Source organism: Providencia sp. PROV116 (assembly GCF_028482485.1).
Lineage (GTDB): Bacteria > Pseudomonadota > Gammaproteobacteria > Enterobacterales > Enterobacteriaceae > Providencia > Providencia rettgeri.
Genome location: NZ_JAMPQO010000028.1, coordinates 1 through 18,056 on the forward strand (window position 1 = coordinate 1; position 18,056 = coordinate 18,056).

8 protein-coding genes are annotated in these 18,056 nt (G+C 41.6%); 3 read left to right on the forward strand and 5 right to left on the reverse strand.

What is annotated here, in order from left to right:
* The 3 genes from PSE72_RS17165 to PSE72_RS17175 all read right to left on the reverse strand — a co-directional run.
* The coding region (locus tag PSE72_RS17165; RefSeq protein ID WP_272691038.1) for an invasin domain 3-containing protein at positions 1–7,731 on the reverse strand (7,731 nt) is incomplete at its 3' end.
* A gap of 426 nt (positions 7,732–8,157) precedes the next feature.
* Positions 8,158–10,326 (reverse strand): inverse autotransporter beta domain-containing protein, encoded by a 2,169-nt coding sequence (locus PSE72_RS17170; RefSeq protein ID WP_217007877.1) that lies wholly within the window; start codon positions 10,324–10,326, stop codon positions 8,158–8,160.
* A 194-nt stretch (positions 10,327–10,520) separates the two neighbouring features.
* Positions 10,521–12,803 carry an inverse autotransporter beta domain-containing protein gene (locus tag PSE72_RS17175; RefSeq protein ID WP_115166501.1) on the reverse strand — a complete coding sequence of 761 codons (2,283 nt, stop codon included), beginning with the start codon at positions 12,801–12,803 and terminating at the stop codon, positions 10,521–10,523.
* A 235-nt stretch (positions 12,804–13,038) separates the two neighbouring features.
* Here PSE72_RS17175 and rnz point away from each other — a divergent pair, with 235 nt between their 5' ends.
* Positions 13,039–13,953 carry a ribonuclease Z gene (rnz, locus tag PSE72_RS17180; protein ID WP_115166502.1) on the forward strand — a complete coding sequence of 305 codons (915 nt, stop codon included), beginning with the start codon at positions 13,039–13,041 and terminating at the stop codon, positions 13,951–13,953.
* 42 nt (positions 13,954–13,995) lie between these two features.
* Here rnz and deoR read toward each other — a convergent pair whose 3' ends face one another.
* Both deoR and deoC read right to left on the reverse strand, forming a co-directional pair.
* The gene (gene deoR, locus PSE72_RS17185; RefSeq protein ID WP_198641994.1) at positions 13,996–14,775 is read right to left on the reverse strand and encodes a DNA-binding transcriptional repressor DeoR; all 780 of its coding nucleotides are present in this window, start codon (positions 14,773–14,775) and stop codon (positions 13,996–13,998) included.
* A gap of 55 nt (positions 14,776–14,830) precedes the next feature.
* Positions 14,831–15,499 (reverse strand): deoxyribose-phosphate aldolase, encoded by a 669-nt coding sequence (gene deoC / locus PSE72_RS17190; protein WP_109912599.1) that lies wholly within the window; start codon positions 15,497–15,499, stop codon positions 14,831–14,833.
* Positions 15,500–15,667: 168 nt separating this feature from the next.
* Here deoC and rbsK point away from each other — a divergent pair, with 168 nt between their 5' ends.
* On the forward strand, positions 15,668–16,597 hold the full coding sequence (rbsK, locus tag PSE72_RS17195) for a ribokinase (protein ID WP_004915011.1): 930 nt from the start codon (positions 15,668–15,670) through the stop codon (positions 16,595–16,597).
* A gap of 108 nt (positions 16,598–16,705) precedes the next feature.
* The gene (gene fucP, locus PSE72_RS17200; protein WP_198641995.1) at positions 16,706–18,013 is read left to right on the forward strand and encodes an L-fucose:H+ symporter permease; all 1,308 of its coding nucleotides are present in this window, start codon (positions 16,706–16,708) and stop codon (positions 18,011–18,013) included.
* Positions 18,014–18,056: the final 43 nt, after the last annotated feature.

An 18,056-nucleotide genomic window follows, 5' to 3' on the forward strand; every position in this document is an offset into this window, starting at 1 on the left:
ATTAATGCCTGATTGTGGTTTGACATAAATGGTATCGGTTAGGCTCGATGTTTTATTTACCGTGATAAATAATTGATCTTTGCCCACTTGCGTTAAGACTAAGTTAGCTGTATGGGTTCCATCTTGTTGTGCGACCCAGCTGACATTTCCTTTTTGGTTATGAGTAAGGGATTGGGCTAAATCGACGCCAGTTAGTGAGTTTTCAAAGGCATCTTTTAACGTAGCGATTAGTTGTAAGGTGTCACCTGACTTTAACTCTTTGATGGGGGAAACAGTCAGTGTCGCGCGATCAATTACACCGCGAGAACCTGATTTACCACCATGATTAATCGCAATAGGCATTGGAGCATCCACGGTTAAGGTTGATCCTGTGGACTTAACGCCACCAATAGTGACGATGACTTCATGGTCTCCTGATTTTTGGCCCGAAAGGGTAGCGGTATACGTTCCTTTGTTGTTGGTTTCAGTGATCTTAAGCAACTGTTCAGCGCCATCGATAGAGACGACTGCGTTATTATCTATCCCTATAATAGGTTGGTTATTGGCATCAGTGAGTGCCAGTGTGATGGTACTTGTTTCACCAGCCGCAGGTTTAGTGATGCTTTTGATTTCAACCTGTTTAACTTGAGTCGTCCCTGTGGCATTGCCGACTTTAATGTTAAGTGGTGAGCTTGGATGGCGATTAATGGTAGCGACTAAGCTATCTTCTCCAATGTTAGTTAGTGGTAAAACAGCAGTATAGCGGCCATTTCGGTTGTCTGACCAACTGATGGTGTTAGCTTGCTTATTTTTTAATTGAATATGTGAAGCATTGATGCCTTCAAGGTAGTTACCAAAAGCATCTTTTAGCGTCACGGTTAATTGTAATGAATCACCGGATTTTAAATCGTTGGTTGATGATGAACTTAATTCAACGGTTTTTACTACTCCACGTTGATTTTCGCTACCACTGCCATCGTTATTTTTTGCAGTAATAATCGCCGGTTTTTTCACTTGCCAAGTTCGTGATGCGACTTGCTTGTTAGCACTGACTTCAACGGTATAATCTCCCATTTTTTCAGCGGGTAATGTGGCGGTGTAGACCCCTATGTTGGATACTGAATCTGTAAACTGTATTTTTTTAGGCTGGTTATTAACTTTAACACTAATGTGGTCGCCAATTGCGGTGACGGGGTGCTGATATTGATCAGTCACTTTCACCGTCATTGTTTGAGCTTCCCCCGCCTCACTTGCATAAATAGGTTCAAGTACTACACTAGCAATTTGTGTACTTTCTGATGTGTTACCAACGCTAATGTTTACATCTTGAGATTGCCCATTGATGCTCACTTTTACAGTATCGCTAGCGAGTTGGGTAAGCAATAAATTAGCGGTATAACTGCCATTTTGATTATCTTTCCACGTCACCTTGGTTTTTTGGGTGTGTGTCAGGGTAATATTGCTCGTATCAATTCCTTTTAAGCTATTCCCAAACGCATCTTTAGCGGTAACGGTGAGTTGCAAAATGTCACCAGATTTAAGCGCAGAAAGAGTTGAGGTTGTGAGGCTGATATTATTAACAACACCCCGTGTTCCCGCTTGGCCAACTGGGACTACAGTAATGGTGCTGGTTGTATTGACAACCCAACTCATTGATGCCGATTGCTTGCCTACTTTAGCTTCGACGGTATATTTTCCTGATAGCATCGCAGGAAGTGTACTTGTGTAGGTGCCTTTTACGTTTTTGTGCTCGGTAAAACGAATAGGAATGTCTTTACTGTCGATTTTGACTGTAATGGCATCAGCAATATTGGTAATGGCGTATTTACGTGAGCCAAAGCCATAGGCTTTTACGGTAATAGTTTGTTCAGTACCTGCACTCGTACTCGGAATTGCCTCTAGCTCGACTGCGGTCACATGTGCCACCTGCTCACTATTTGCGACATCAATGATAATCTCATCACTTGTTATTTTTTTATTAGCCTTAGCGACTAATTTATCCTTTCCGAGAGTATCGAGTATGAGATTTGAATGATAGGTGCCATCTAAATTATCTTTCCATGGTGCGTTTCCATTCTGACCAGAAGGTAAATCAATTAATGTTGTATCCATTCCCTTTAGCGTATTGCCAAATGCATCTTTCAACGTGGCGATTAGGGTCAAGGTATCGCCAACCTTCAGGCTGTGGCGTGGTGAGGTTTGAAATTCAATGCGATCAACGCTTCCTCGCTCATTGGGTTGTCCAGTCGGATTGGCGGTAATGGTAGATGCTTTACTTACATACCAGATCCTTGACTCAATTTTTTGGTTAACTGAAGCCTTAACAGTATAGGTGCCAGAGAGTCTCCCTGGTAAAATAGCGGTGTAGATCCCCGGGCCTTTTGTGGATTTCGTCAGTTGGAAAACCTCTTTTTGGCCTTCAATGATGAGATGGATTTCATTGGCTATTTCAGCTACTGGATGATGATTTGCATCCGTGATTTTTAGTGTAATAGTCTGAGTTTCACCGGCTTCGCTGGTGCTGATAGGGTCAAAGATAATATTGGCCGCTTTAGTGCTACTTGTCGCGTTATGTACTTGAATCTGTGCCTTAGGTGTTTTCTTACCACTAATAGAGGCAATTAAGTCATGGGCACCTGTTTGAGTTAAAGCCAACATCGTAGAGTAAGAACCGTCTCCGTTATCCTTCCGGACGAGTGTATCTGTTTTGTAACCGCTCAGGACGAGATTGCTGCTGTCTATCCCTGTTAATGTATTACCAAAGATATCGCTTAGCGTCACCGTTACGTCGAGGCTGTCCCCTGAGTGCAAGTTAGCCGTATTTGCCAAAGTCATATCAATTTTATCGATAACACCTCGTTCCCCTTGCAGGCCGCTGCCACTCAGGTTTATCGCTTTAATAGGCTTAGGCTTTTCGACAACCAAGACTTTCTTTTGGGATTCAAACTTATTTACCACTGCGATAATTTCGTAGTGACCTTGTTGCTGTGCAGGAAGGGTGATTTCATAAATTCCAGAAGTGACTTCTTTTGTTTGAAGGATGTGCTCTTTACCTGCAATTTTAATGGTGATATTCGTTTCACCGACGACAGGGTTAGCATGTTTATCCGTTAACGCGACAGTCAATGTGCTACGTGAACCCGCATCCGCGGTTTCTATTTTGGTGATCTTAACGTTATTGACATTATTTTTACCCGACGCATTACTGACTTGGATCGTTGTTGTCGGCGTTTTATGGCTGTTAATTGACGCGGTTAAATCTTTCGAGCCAATTTCCGTTAATGTGATGGTAGCCGTGTAAGAGCCATCGCGGTTATCCGTCCAAACTGGTTTGCCGTTAACTCCGTTGAGGGTGATAGCATTTAGCCCGATCAAGCCGTTATTAAAGGCATCGGTGATGGTCACAGTGATTTCAAGTGGATCGCCAGACTGTAAGTTGCTGGTATTGCCTGTTGTCATGGCAATACTATTAACCACGCCTTTTTCTCCCGGCTTACCTGTGTTATTGGGTTTAATTGGCGTTGGTGGGGTAACCACTAAAGTTGTATCAGTTGAGCCCTTACCATTCACACTCGCGCTAATGTTGTGATTTCCTGCTTGTAGTGCGGGTAGTGTCACTTCGTAAATACCGGGGTTACCTTCTTTGGCAGGACGTTTATGGGTTTGCCCATCAATATTGAGGGTAATTTCTGTTGCGCCAATCACGGGGTTGCCATGTTTATCGGTTAACGCGATAGTGACGGTACTGTTTGTGCCTGCTGCCGGTTTTTCTGTTTTGATGATGTTGACTTTATCAACATGGGATGCCCCTGTGGCATTATTGACCTGAACTTCGGTGTGTGGGCTGCGGCTACCATTGACGGAGGCAGTTAAATCATTGCTACCAACGTCGGTTAAGGTCAACGTGGTGGTGTAAGAGCCATCGCCATTATCTACCCAGTTTAAGGTATTCCCTTTGTGTTTACCGATATCGATATTATCGGTATTTAAACCCGCCAAACCGTTACCAAAGGCATCCGTTACTGTTACCGTGATTTCAAGAGGATTATCGGATTCAAAACGGTGAGTGTGATCAAGTGTGATCGTCACCTTATCAATAACACCTTTCTCACCTTGCTGGCCTGTGCCGTTTGAGTTATTCGGGGAAATCGGTTTTGGCTGCTCAACTAGTAAGCTTTCTTTGATTGATACAGTATTATTTACACTCGCATGGATATTATGTTTGCCCGCTTGCAGTGCTGGCAGCGTGATTTCATAGATACCCGGTTTCCCTTCTTTCGCGGGTAAAGTGTGTGGGTTGTTATCAATATTAACGATAATTTCAGTTTCACCGACTACTGGGTTGCCGTTGCTATCGGTTAATTGCACAGTCAGAGTGCTGTTTGAGCCTGCAGCAGGTTGCTCTGTTTTGATAATGGCAACTTTGCTGACTTTATCTTTCCCTGCGGCATTGCTAACTTGAATTTGTTTTTGTGGACTTGCAGTGCCATTGATGGAAACAGTGAGGTCATTATTACCGACTTCGGTGAGTGGCAAGGTGGTAGTGTAAGAGCCATCACCGTTGTCAACCCATGCCAACGTATCGCCTTCATGTTTACCAATGTCGATATTATTGGTGTTCAAGCCTGATAAGCCGTTATTAAAGGCATCGGTGACTGTGACGGTGATCTCGAGCTTATCGCCAGATTGCAGGCCGACTGTGTTACCTGTTTTGATCTCGATTTTATCGACAACGCCTTGTTCACCTTTTTGCCCTGTACCGTTTGGATTTTGGGGTTTAACAGGTTGTGGCTGCTCAACAATTAGCAACTCATTTGGTGATTCTTTCCCGTTAACAATAGCGGAAATATCATGGTTGCCCGTGAGTTGTCCAGCAATAATAGCTTCATAAATACCCGGAGAGATTTCTGTTACTGGCAAAGTGTGTGGCTGATCATTTATATTGACAGTAACTTCAGTTTCACCAACCACTGGGTTGCCATGTTTGTCGGTTAATTCGAGGGTAATGGTGCTATCTATACCTGCCGCTGGTTTTTCTGTTTTGATGATTTTGACTTTATCAACGTGAACAGTTCCGTTGGCGTTACTGACGAGAACGTCAGTTTTTGGGCTAATGGTGCCATTAATAGAAGCAGTTAAATTATTGGTACCCGTTTCCGTTAATGGCAAGGTCGTGGTGTAAGATCCATCGCCATTATCCTTCCATGTTAGCGTGTCGCCTTTGTGTTTGCCTATATCGATATTATTGGTATTTAATCCGGATAACCCATTGCCAAAGGTATCGGTGATGGTCACTGTAACATCAAGGGTATCCCCTGATTGTAAACCATGGGTTTTGTTTGGGGTGGCGACGATACTATCAATAACGCCTTTTTCCCCTTTTTGGCCTGTACCGTCCGTATTGTTTGGTGAAATGGTTTTTGGTTGCTCAACAATCAACGTCTCAGGGGGAGAGGTTTGCCCATCAACAGTGACGGTGATATTTGGTGTACCGCTATGCTGCCCTGGTAATTTCCCAGTATAAACTCCGCTACCAGGAAAGGTTTCACTAATTATTATTGGGGTAGGTTTACCATCGATATTGACTATTACAGTACCGTCAGCTCCCGATACGGCATTGCCATGTGTATCAGTTAATGAAATTTTGATGTTGCTGTCTGCGCCAGCAGCTGCTGGCGCAAGCTCCAATATAGTCACATGAGCTAATTGACCAAACACAAAATGAGTTTCTACCGTTACACTTTGTTCATTCAGTGTCGCTGTTATTTTAATAGGCCCTGCGACTTGGCTTTTTACCTCAACTTCAGTATTGCCTTGTTCATCGGTCGGGCTCAATTGTGTGGCATTGGCATTTATCGCGTCAAGTTGCAACATGGTACCTTGAATTGGGTGTGAGTGGTTGTCGGTGATATGGAATTGAATTTTATTTTTAGATTTTCCATCGGCAACCGCATTATCACTAAGAACATTGAAATGATTAATATGTGCTTGTTGCGTATCGGCAATAAAGAAAAAAGCGGTTTCAATTGGTATGCCGCCATTTGCAACGGCTTGAACTCGGTGTTCACCCGTGGTCAAAGAGGTGAATTGAACCGAAGCTTCTCCTTTTATATTGGTGATAACTTTATATTTTTGTTTATCCGTTGATTTAGCGGCCTGCATTTTTTTATACAGGTTCTTGAAAGCCATACTTGAAGATGTGGCTTTTTGAGTGACCAGCTTTAGTTCAGCTGGTAAGGTGAAGGTCACTGTTGAATCCGGTGCTACATTGCCTAAAACATCTCTGGCAGTAACTGTTAATGCATTGATATCTTGTCCATTAGCGAGAAAATTTCCTTTTTTAATGACCTCATTATGCTTAATCGATAGTACCCCTGAGTTGGTCACTTCAACGAAGGTTGAGGCTTGTGGTGTGATATTTCCCTTGCTATCAGATGCCGTTACCGTGAATCGGTAAAGGTTGTTTTTTTTCCTTTCCTGCTCAGTCATAGCGACTTTGTAGGAAGGGAGTTTGATCTTTGTCAGAGCGCCATCAAGGATGATTTCTCCTCCTGCCATTAAAAATTCGGGGGCATGAATGGTCAGTTTGTCTAACGAATATTTGGTATTGAGGGCATTGATTAAAGGTATTTCATCCCCAGTTTTCCCTTGGATAATCGCAGGTAGTGATAGAGTTATCAGCGTTTTCTTTTGGTATTCCAGTATGATGTTATTATTACGATTAACAAAATCATAGCGGCTACCTAATAGGCGACGAGAGTCACCAACCTTAGTCGGGTCAAGTTGCTCTGCGAGGCTCTTACCTAGTGCCCAAGTGAACTCTAATTTGGCATTAGTTTCACTTAATCCACCACTGATTTTATGTTCTGCACTCAAGGTCATCAGGGAGAACGGAGTCCAATTTACGCCAACCGTCGTGGCGAGCGGGTCTTTTTGGCGTTTATCTTTACCGAATAGGGCAACATCGTCGCCAAAATACTGCTCAAATTTAAGATTTCCGCCAATATTGGGGTAAGAAGGCAACCAGCCCTCAGCCTGTAAATCCCATCCATTAGCAGGGCGGGCATTGTAGTCATTATTTAATTCAGAAGCACTACGCCATTCTGATGCACGTAAATAGGTATTGGCGCTTAGTTTTAAGAAATCTTGTGCGTACTCGGCTCCGAAACCTAGGCGAGAGTGGTAGCGAGATAAGTCATGATCAAAAAAGGCATTGACGCCCATCATGCTCTTAGGTGTAAAGCGACGAACCCCAATACCATTATTGGTCTGTAGCCTGCCATCAGTGCGATGAATATTATGTTGGGTAAACAATAATAAATCGGTACTGTCATACCAAGGTACTAACCAATCTAATTGGGTATTTTTAATGGATAATTTTTTATCTACGTCAACACTGAATTTGGCATTACCGGTTTTAGATAACCAACGATTTATTTCATCTGTTGCTGCGTTTGTGACCTTACTGCGAGCGAAGTCCTGCGCCATATCTGCAAGATCTGCTGCTTTTTTCTTATCAGAGATAAAACGCGCGGCGCTTTGGCTATATTCAGCAATAAGCTTCTCTGTTTTATCATCATTGGTTAGTACTGGGTCACTCCCCAGAGTCGGTAGGTCATCAGGTGTGAGCATTTTTGCATAACTTGGCATAACCGGCATGATGGCCGAAGACCATATTGCAGTAAAGAGGACAAAGCCATTTGAGATTTTATGTCTCAGTATTTGCTTTATAGTCGACGTAGCGGAGTTCATTCAATTTATTCCTAGTTTTATTAACTTGGCTATTGTTGAATGCTTATACAGGTAAGAGCTTGTGAATTAGTTTGACTTAAACAGAAGCGAAATTTACAAGGTGGAAAATCGCAGTATGGGCGGCTTTTATTGATAACGCTGAAAAATAACCTCCTTGCCTATATAAAGGTGTTTTTTATCGGCTGGGAATAAATCTTACTTGAATAAAAACAATTAATTAGCTTATAAAAATACAAAATACTAACATTAGAATATGGCTTTTAAAGGTTTGTTAAAGTACAACATTTGGTGGGTATGATAGTAAATTTAGTCGCGATTCAATAAAGCAATAAGCTAGATTAATTGAATTAAAAATGCCCCTGTTAAGGGGCAAATTTTTTAACACTGAAAGAGCAGCTAGATTCAGTCTATTTTATACGGAAAGTATTATCCTATTTTTTGAAATAACTGCCTTAGCAAACTTAACGGCGTGCGTGTAGGACTGTTTTGCTCATTTACTGGGGATTTGAAAAGAGTTCCTGTGCTTGGCTCAATATTTATCGCAGATCCATTCCTTAGAAAGTTAACTTGTATTGTTCTACTATCGCCATTTAGGGTTGTAATGATATCCATAGAACCTTCAACTAAGCTACTAACTTCTAATTCCGTATTGCCATGTTCATCAGTCAGCTTAGCTGGTGAGATAATGCCATTTGGCGCTTCAAAATGAACAAGCGCGCCAGCAATGCTTTGTCGGCTGTTATTCACAATATGCAGTTTAATTTTGTTTTTACTGATCCCGTCTGCCATTACATTGTTTTGAATGATATCAATGCTACCAATAAATGATTGGTTAATATCGGGTTTAAAGTTATACATCTCATTTATTTCTGTACCATGCTCAGTCTTTGCTTTTATTGCATAACTTCCTGATATAAAAGAGGTGAACTGAATAGAAGCTTCACCTTTACTATTGGTAACGATGCTATACGGCTGTTCAGAAACGGATTTCGCCGCTTGGGCTTTCCACATAAAGTGATTTAGTAGGGAATCGTATCCTGTATTTTTTTGATCAATAGATTTAAGACCTGCAGGTAATATAAAGTTTACTTTCGCATTGGGTACAGGGTGGCCAAGAGCATCTTTAATTACTACGGCGAATGTATTTGCATCTTTACCATCAGCAACGGCATTGTTTCTTTTGGCGGTATTTGCATGGCTGATGGTGAGAGTGCCTGTGTTAGTCACTTCAATTAACGTTTCCGCTTGCGGGGAAACATTTCCGTTGGTGTCATAAGCCGTCACGGTTAAACGGTAAAGGTTGAGTTGTTGATTTTTAATGGTGTCGTTGGCAATTTTATATGACGGTAGTTTGACTGAACTTTCTATGCCATTAAGGTGGATTTCTCCTCCTGCTGCAACCAATTCAGGCGCTTCTATAACAACTTTGTCTAAAGGGTATTTAGTGGTTAAGTTGCGGATAATAGAGAGCTCTTCTCCTGTTATTCCTTGAATAACTTTCGGTAATGATAATGAAATTAAGGTTTTCTTTTGGTACTCCAACACAATATTGTTATTACGATTAACGAAACCATAGCGGTTGCTAGGAATATGGCGGGTAGCTTCTATCGCTGAAGCATCAAGATGTTGCGCTAAGCTTTTCCCTAACAACCAATTGAATGCAATTTTTGCACTTGTTTCATTTACGCCATTATTACCTACTTTATGTTCTGCATTTAGCGCGAGGAGGGGGAATGGAGACCAATTGATGCCGACAGTCGCCGCCATAGGGTCTTTCTGGCGCTCATTTTTACCAAATAAAGCCACGTCATCGCCATAATATTGCTCCAATTTTAGGCTCGCCCCTAAATTAGAATAAGTGGGCAACCAGCCTTCAAATTGAATATCCCAGCCGTTAGCAGGGCGCGCGTTATAATCATAAGCTAATTCGGATGCACTTCGCCAAGTCGATAGCCCCAAATAGCTGTTCACACTCATTCTGGCGTAATCTTGTGCATATTCTACACCAAACCCTAATCGTGAATGGTAATGGGATAAATCATGATCAAAAAAAGCATTCACCCCGACCATGCTATTTTGCTGGAAATGACGTAATCCAATACCTGTATTGGTTTGTAACCGACCATCAGTGCGATGAATGCTGTGCTGAGAAAATAGCAATAAATCTGGTTGGTCATACCAAGGTATTAACCAATCTAATTGGGTATTTTTAATTGATAATTTTTTATCAAGGTTAAGATTGAATCTAGCATTACCTGCTTTCGATAACCAATGTGTTATTTCATCAGTCGCGATATTTGCGGCTTTATGGCGTGCATAGTCTTGCGCCATCTCTGCCAAATTTTTGCTGTTTTTTTCTGTAGCAGCAAAATTTGCGGCATTTTGCCCATATTCTGCTAAAAAACGTTCAGTAGTATCTTCTGGTTGGCTTTCTTCAAATTGAATGGCATGACTACCGAGTGTCGGCAAATCGTCCAAATGAGGGATTTGGGCATAACTTGGTGCGACAGGCACAATAGCTATTGAGCACATAGCCGTAGAGAGTACCAAACGGTTCGGTAGCTTGGGTTTCAATTTTGACGAAGGGGCATTCATCGGACATATTCCTGATATCAATATTAACGTTACAATTGTCAGGGCTGATAGCAAGATGTGCTTGTGAATTTATTGGACTTAAAAGGAAGCGAAATTTTTACGGTGGACATTTTTGGAATGGTAGGTTTATTACTTGATGAATCCTATTTTTTTAGACTCCCTCCGAGCCGGAGGGAGTACGCTAAAGGGCGTGTTTAAGGCGTGACTAAAATAGTTATTGTCTGGCTTGGATGCCCATTGATTGAAGCTATAATGTCAAGGTTACCAGTGGCCGGTAATGTTAAGTAGGTAGAATAATCTCCATCACTGTCTTCATACCAGCCAAGGATATTAGTGTTATAGCGACCAAGGTCGATATTTTTAGGGTTTATCCCCTCAAGTGTGTTACCAAAGGCATCGCTGAGTGTGACTGTGATAAGTACGTCATCGCCTATTTTCACGTTATTCGTGGTACTTGTTGTGATTTCGACTTTATCAATAACGCCAAGTTGGCCATGAGGGCCGCTGCCATCAGAGTTAATCGCATTAATTGTCAGTGGTGGATTCACCGTGAACGTATGCTGAGGTGACGTTTTTCCATGTAAAGAAGCGCTAATGGTGTAATCCCCGGACATTTGGCCTGCAAGTAACCCGCTATACTCACCTAAATTAACCGAACTCTCTTCAATCTCGACAGGAACTTGTTTATTGCCAATATTGACCATGATGATCCCATCAGCGCCAGAAACTGGATTGTTATTTTCATCGATTAGCTTGAGTACAATAGCTGTCTCTTTACCTGCATAGGTCGATTGAGTATTTAAGATCTCAATTTTTTTCAAGCTTCCACTAATAAAATAGACAGCAACGGTTTCACTGTGGCCATTTACGGTAGCGGTAATCTCACTGATACCACTTGTCATACTGGTGAGTGGCATCTCAATAATTCCTTTTTGATTTGTCACCCCTTGAGCGCTAATTTTTCCACGAGTCGCACTAAAATTGACTGTTTCTCCTGATATGGGGTTACCCTTTGAGTCAGTGATATAGGCTGAAACCATATTGGCTGTTTTACCATCAGCCAATGCTGCTGTTTGAACGACTCTCAAACTTTGTATTTGTGCTTGGCTAGTCGTTGCAGTATTCGTGCTGGTCACATCAATCAGTGTTTCACTTGTCGGTGATGCATTACCGTGAATATCATAGGCAATACCACTTAAGCGATAACGATTCAATTTCTCACGTTCTGAAGGTGTTGATGCCGTTTTATAAGTGGGTAATTTTACGGTAGCATTTTGACCCGATGAGCTAATAACACCACCGGCAGCGAATAATTCAGGTGCATTCCAGACAATTTTTTTCAGTGGGTGTTGGGTTATCATCGATTGTACGAGCGGTAGCTCTTGTCCAGCTTTACCTTGAATTTTTGCCACGAGCTTCAATTGAATTTCAGTTTTCTTTTGATAATCAAGAATAATATTGTTATTGCGATTGACGAAATCAAGGCGGTTACCCGAAACACGTCGTGATTCACCGACTTTAGAAGGGTCAATTTGCTCAATAAAATTCTTATCAAATACCCAGTTAAATTGCACTTTGGCACTGGTATCTTGTAATCCGCTACTTATTTTGTGATCGGCGCTAAAGGTAACAAGAGTGAAAGGGGTCCAATTCATACCGATAGTCGCGGCAGCAGGGTCTTCTTGAAGTTTATTTTTTCCCATTAAGGCAACATTATGGCCGACATACTGTTCAAACTTAAGGCTACCTCCCAGTTGCGGATAATCCGGTAGCCATCCTTGTGCTTGTACATCCCACCCACGAGCAGGACGCGCATCATAAGCGCGAGTTAGCTCAGATGAGCTGCGCCATGACGAAACGGGAAAATAGGTATTAGCGCTGAGTTTTAAGTAATCTTGCCAGTATTCAGCTCCAACGCCTAACCGGGAATGATAATGTGAAAGGTCATGATCAAAGAATGCATTGACACCCACGGTGCTATGCTCGTTGAAATGACGCAAACCAATCCCATTATTGCTTTGCAACCGGCCATCTGTATTGTGAATACTGTGCTGGGTAAATAACAACATATTAGCTTGTTGATACCAAGGGATCAGCCAATCAAAATGACTGTTTTTAAGCGATAGTTGCTTATCAAAATTTAGACTGACTTTCACATTACCCGCTTTTGAGAGCCAATGGGTAATTTCCTCTATTGCTGCGTTAGCTGCTTGATTACTGATATAATTTTGTGCCATTTGTGAGATTTCATGGCTATTTTTTTGTTCTACAAGCCATGTTGCGGCTGTTTTACTGTATTGCGCTAAGTTGCGTTCGCCATCGTTACTTTCTAGTTTTGGGATAGGACTACCTAAAATAGGGAGTTCATCCGGTGTTAGCATTTTTGCATCGCTGGGTAATGTTGACATAATAGTTAATGGCCATGCTGCCATCAATAAGGCAACAGGGGCAGGAAATTTCTTTTTAGAGCAAAGCATTAAATATATTCCTAGATTAGATATTCACTTTTAGTATTGTGGAATATGCGGTGTAAAAAACACTTGGGAATTAATTGGACTAATACAGAAAAGGGATTTGTATATTGGAAGAAATTAGGAATAGTCGATTTTTATTTATAATTGGAACATATTGAATAATAGACGAATAAAATAAAGAAATTTTCAATTGGAAAAAATCTTACCATAATAAAAACAAAAGATTAGATGAGGTATTATGGAATTAACATTTCTAGGAACTAGTGCTGGTGTGCCGACAAAAGAGCGTAATGTCACTAGTATGATATTAAATTTAGTCGGCATCCGAAAAAGCTACTGGTTATTTGATTGTGGTGAAGGGACACAGCATCGCGTTTTAAATAGCCCATTTAAAACGCCAAAAATTGAGAAAATTTTTATTACTCATTTACATGGAGACCATATTTTTGGTTTACCCGGTTTGTTATGCAGCCGTTCAATGGGAGGAGCGACAGAACCATTGACTGTTTATGGACCAAAAGGGTTAAAACAGGTTATTGAAACGGTACTCACCGTGAGCATGTCTTATATGACATATCCACTGGAAATAGTTGAAATTGAAGCTGGGTCGTTATTTGATGATGGAGAGCTGATTGTGACGGCTTATGCTCTTGACCATCGTGTCGAGTGCTATGGTTATCGTATTGAGGAGCACCCGAAAAGTGGCGCACTAGATGCAGTGAAATTAGCTAATGACAATATTCCTCGTGGCCCTTGGATGCAAGCGCTTAAAGCGGGGGAAACGATAGTTCTTGATGATGGACGAACAGTGAATGGAGCTGATTACCTCGGTGAACCGATCCCCGGAAAGATTATTGCGATTTTTGGCGATACGCAACCGACAGAGCAAGCGCTGGAACTTGCGAGAAATGCCGATGTGATGATCCATGAAACGACCCTAGAAGCGGAGTTTGCACAAAAAGCCAATGAAAGAGGGCACTCGACGACGGTACAGGCGGCTGAGCTAGCTCGTGCGGCAGGGGTTAAACGGTTTATTGCCACTCACTTGAGTGGTCGTTATACGAGTGAGGATATCCCAAAGTTACTCGCGGAATGCCAAGCTGTATTCCCCGCGAGCGAAATCGCAGAAGACTATTTGACAGTGAAGATCTAATGTAAGCGGGCAAGATATTGTCCGCTTAATCTATTGATGATTTTAATAAATTACTTTCACAAAGCCATTACGACAATATGTCTCATATTCATCAGAAAGTTGCCTATTTGTGACTATCACATCAAATTGTGATAATTCCCCCATATTGGCGGTCGCGACTTCATCAAACAGGTTATAAGGGGCGAGTAAAATCTTACGGATAGATTTTTCCATCGCTTTTTTTTTCATGGGTAAATCATCAAGATTATAGCAAGTTACGCCAAAATTCCCATGCACACCAGCTGCTGAAATAAAGGCTTTTTTCGGGTTGATTGAGTCAAGTAATGAAGGGAGTGATGGGTTGTAAAAAGAATCACTTTTAGGGCGATATTCCCCGCCACATAATAGCGCAGTGGCATTTTTTTTCTGGCTAAGGGCGAGGAAAACGTTATGTGAGTAACAAATACCGGTGAAATTAATTTCTTCTGGGATGAGTGAAATCAAGGTGGCCATTTCAATGCCATTATCAAAGAAGATCACATCATCTTCTGTCACCATGCTAGCGGCAAGGTTTGGGATATATAATTCTTCCGTTTGATCGGGGGTGAAAATGTCGGCTTGTGCTTCTTGGGTCAGTAAATTAGCAGGTTGGGTAACAGAAACTATGTAGCCACCGAGGAGTGACATGGGGATGGGGCCTTCCGCATCTGCGCTCAGGTCTCGACGAATAGTCATCTCTGAAACTTCGAGTATTCTAGCAGCTTCTTTAAGATGAATGCGTCCTGAACGTTTTAAACATTCACTTAAGCGGCGAAGGCGTTCTTTTTGTTTAGTTTCTATCACCCTACAATCCTTTTTCAATACACAAAATTGGCGCGGTTAGACCGCGCCCCATCACTTAATAGTCACTTGGTTTGGTATTATTGCCTGTGACAATGGCAACGCTTGCACTTGCACCGACACGGTTTGCACCCGCTTCAATCATTTTAATTGCGGTTTCACGGTCACGCACACCACCGGAGGCTTTTACACCGACTTCATCGCCAACCACTTTACGCATCAGTGCCACGTGGTGTTCTGTTGCGCCCATTGTACTGAAACCTGTTGAAGTTTTCACAAAACCGACTTTAATTGTGCGGCAAATTTCACAAACTTGAGTAATTTCTTCATCAGTTAACAGGCAATTTTCTAAAATAACTTTTAATGTTGCTTTACCACAGGCAGCAAATACCGCTTCAATGTCTTTGCGAACAAAGTCTAAGTCGCCACTTTTGAGCATACCAATGTTGATAACCATATCCACTTCATCAGCACCACGACGCACGGCTTCAGCTGCCTCAAATGCTTTCGCTTCCGTTAAGCAAGCGCCTAATGGAAAGCCTACCACACAGCAAACTTTAACGTCGCTGTTTTTTAAAAGCTCGCTGGCTAAAGGAACATAACCTGTGTTTACGCACACCGATGCAAAATGGTGTTCTGCCGCTTCGGCACATAATGTTTTAATATCACTAACAGTGGCATTAGCAGCAAGTAAAGTGTGATCAATATATTTTGCTAAGTCTTGCATTTTCAACTTTCCTATATAAATGTGGGATAGACAACAAAGAATGAGGAAATGTGGTAGATATAACACTTGATCATTCGTTATTCGAGATCCTAATCACAAATGATATTTTTGCAACATGATAATGTTAATATCATATCATTATGTGATTTATTTAACACGAGGGACATTATGGATATAGCAGTTATTGGTTCAAACATGGTTGATTTGATCACTTACATCGATCAAATGCCAAAAGAAGGCGAAACGTTAGAAGCGCCAGCTTTCAAAATTGGTTGCGGTGGTAAAGGTGCGAACCAAGCGGTTGCTGCTGCGAAGTTAAATTCAAAAGTGATCATGTTAACCAAAGTCGGCGATGATATTTTTGCAGATAATACGATCCGTAATCTTGAGTCTTACGGTATTAATACTCGTTATGTGGAAAAAGTACCTTGTACCTCAAGTGGCGTCGCACCTATTTTTGTTAATCAAAATTCATCAAATAGTATTTTGATCGTAAAAGGGGCGAATAAATTTTTATCACCTGAAGATATCGATCGTGCAGCGGAAGATCTGAAAAAATGTAAATTGATCGTTCTGCAATTAGAAGTCCAGCTTGAAACGGTTTATCACGCGATTTCATTTGGTAATAAGCATGGGATCCCAGTGTTACTGAACCCAGCACCAGCACAACGTACGCTCGATCTCGATTTTGCCTGCCGATGTGATTTCTTTGTCCCTAATGAAACGGAACTTGAAATTTTAACCAATATGCCAGTCGACACGATGGATAACATTCGTCGTGCTGCGCAGTCTTTATTGGATAAAGGGTTAAAAAACGTCATCGTAACATTAGGGGAAAAAGGGGCGTTATGGATGACTCGCGACAGCGAGTTACATATACCCGCAATTAAAGTGAATGCGATTGACACCAGTGGTGCAGGGGATGCCTTTATCGGCTGCTTCTCGCATTACTATGTCCATACGGGGAATATTGAAGAAGCACTGAAAAAAGCCGTTCTGTTTTCGGCTTTCAGTGTGACAGGGAAAGGAACTCAATCTTCTTATCCAAGTGTTGAACAATTTAATGAATTTGTGCAAATCAACACCGCTAATGAATAGCTAAATAATAATAGTCCAACGTAGCTATATACCCTTTGAATAATTAAGTGGTCATCAGAGCCACATAGCCACTCATCGGGTATAAATTATAAAAATATAAGGGTTACTATGAACATTAAGAATATCACTCAGTTACCGGATGGCTACCTGAGTAAGACACCTCTATTCCAATTTATCCTACTATCGTGCCTGTTCCCATTGTGGGGATGTGCCGCAGCATTAAATGATATTTTAATCACACAGTTTAAAAGTGTCTTTGAACTCAGTAACTTCGCCTCGGCTTTAGTACAAAGTGCATTCTATGGTGGTTATTTCTTAATCGCTATTCCGGCGTCGTTAGTGATCAAAAAAACCAGTTATAAATATGCCATTATGGTGGGGCTGATCCTGTATATTGCGGGTTGCAGTATGTTCTTCCCAGCATCTCATATGGCGACTTACACCATGTTCTTGGCGGCTATTTTCGCCATTGCGATAGGTTTAAGCTTCCTCGAAACTGCCGCGAATACCTACAGTTCAATGATAGGCCCGAAACAATACGCCACATTGCGTTTAAATATTAGCCAAACCTTCTACCCAATTGGTGCCGCAGGCGGGATCTTACTGGGCAAGTATCTGGTATTTTCCGAAGGGGATAGCTTACAAAACCAAATGGCGGGAATGAATGCGGAGCAAATCCATGAATTCCGTTTAGCCATGTTGGAAAATACCCTCGAACCTTATCGTTACATGATTATGGTATTGGTTGTGGTAATGATCTTATTCCTTATTACTAAGTTTCCTAAATGTAAAGTGGCAGAAACGCAAGATCATAAGCGTCCTACTGCATTAGAAACCTTAAAATATTTAGCGAAAAATAGTCGCTTTAGAAAAGGAATTATTGCCCAGTTTTTATATGTCGGAATGCAAGTGGCAGTGTGGTCATTCACCATTCGTCTCGCATTAGAAATGGGGGATATTAACGAACGCGATGCCTCGAATTTCATGGTGTATAGCTTCGCTTGTTTCTTTATTGGTAAGTTTATTGCCAATATTTTAATGACCCGCTTTAATGCAGAAAAAGTTCTAATTATCTACTCGGTGATTGGTGCGCTGTTCCTAATTTATGTTGCATTTATTCCGAGTTTTACAGCGGTCTATGCAGCGGTGATGGTCAGTATTCTGTTTGGACCTTGTTGGGCAACCATTTATGCGGGCACTTTGGATACCGTGGATAATGAGCATACTGAAATGGCCGGGGCGGTTATTGTGATGGCAATTGTCGGTGCTGCAGTTGTCCCTGCGGTTCAAGGCTATGTCGCAGACATGTTGCACTCATTACAACTTTCATTCCTTGTTTCCATGCTGTGCTTCGTGTATGTCGGTATTTACTTTGTGGGTGAACGCCGCTTTAAAGCGAAACAAGCCACGAAATAGTTCCTCAAATTGGGTAGTGTAAGCTGCCCAATTCCATTTATCT

What these genes read in the sequence shown, in the direction of transcription:
- PSE72_RS17170 (WP_217007877.1), bottom strand. Translation starts at nt 10,326, where the DNA reads ATGAATGCCCCTTCGTCAAAATTGAAACCCAAGCTACCGAACCGTTTG.
- PSE72_RS17175 (WP_115166501.1), bottom strand. Translation starts at nt 12,803, where the DNA reads ATGCTTTGCTCTAAAAAGAAATTTCCTGCCCCTGTTGCCTTATTGATG.
- rnz (WP_115166502.1), top strand. Translation starts at nt 13,039, where the DNA reads ATGGAATTAACATTTCTAGGAACTAGTGCTGGTGTGCCGACAAAAGAG.
- deoC (WP_109912599.1), bottom strand. Translation starts at nt 15,499, where the DNA reads ATGCAAGACTTAGCAAAATATATTGATCACACTTTACTTGCTGCTAAT.
- rbsK (WP_004915011.1), top strand. Translation starts at nt 15,668, where the DNA reads ATGGATATAGCAGTTATTGGTTCAAACATGGTTGATTTGATCACTTAC.
- fucP (WP_198641995.1), top strand. Translation starts at nt 16,706, where the DNA reads ATGAACATTAAGAATATCACTCAGTTACCGGATGGCTACCTGAGTAAG.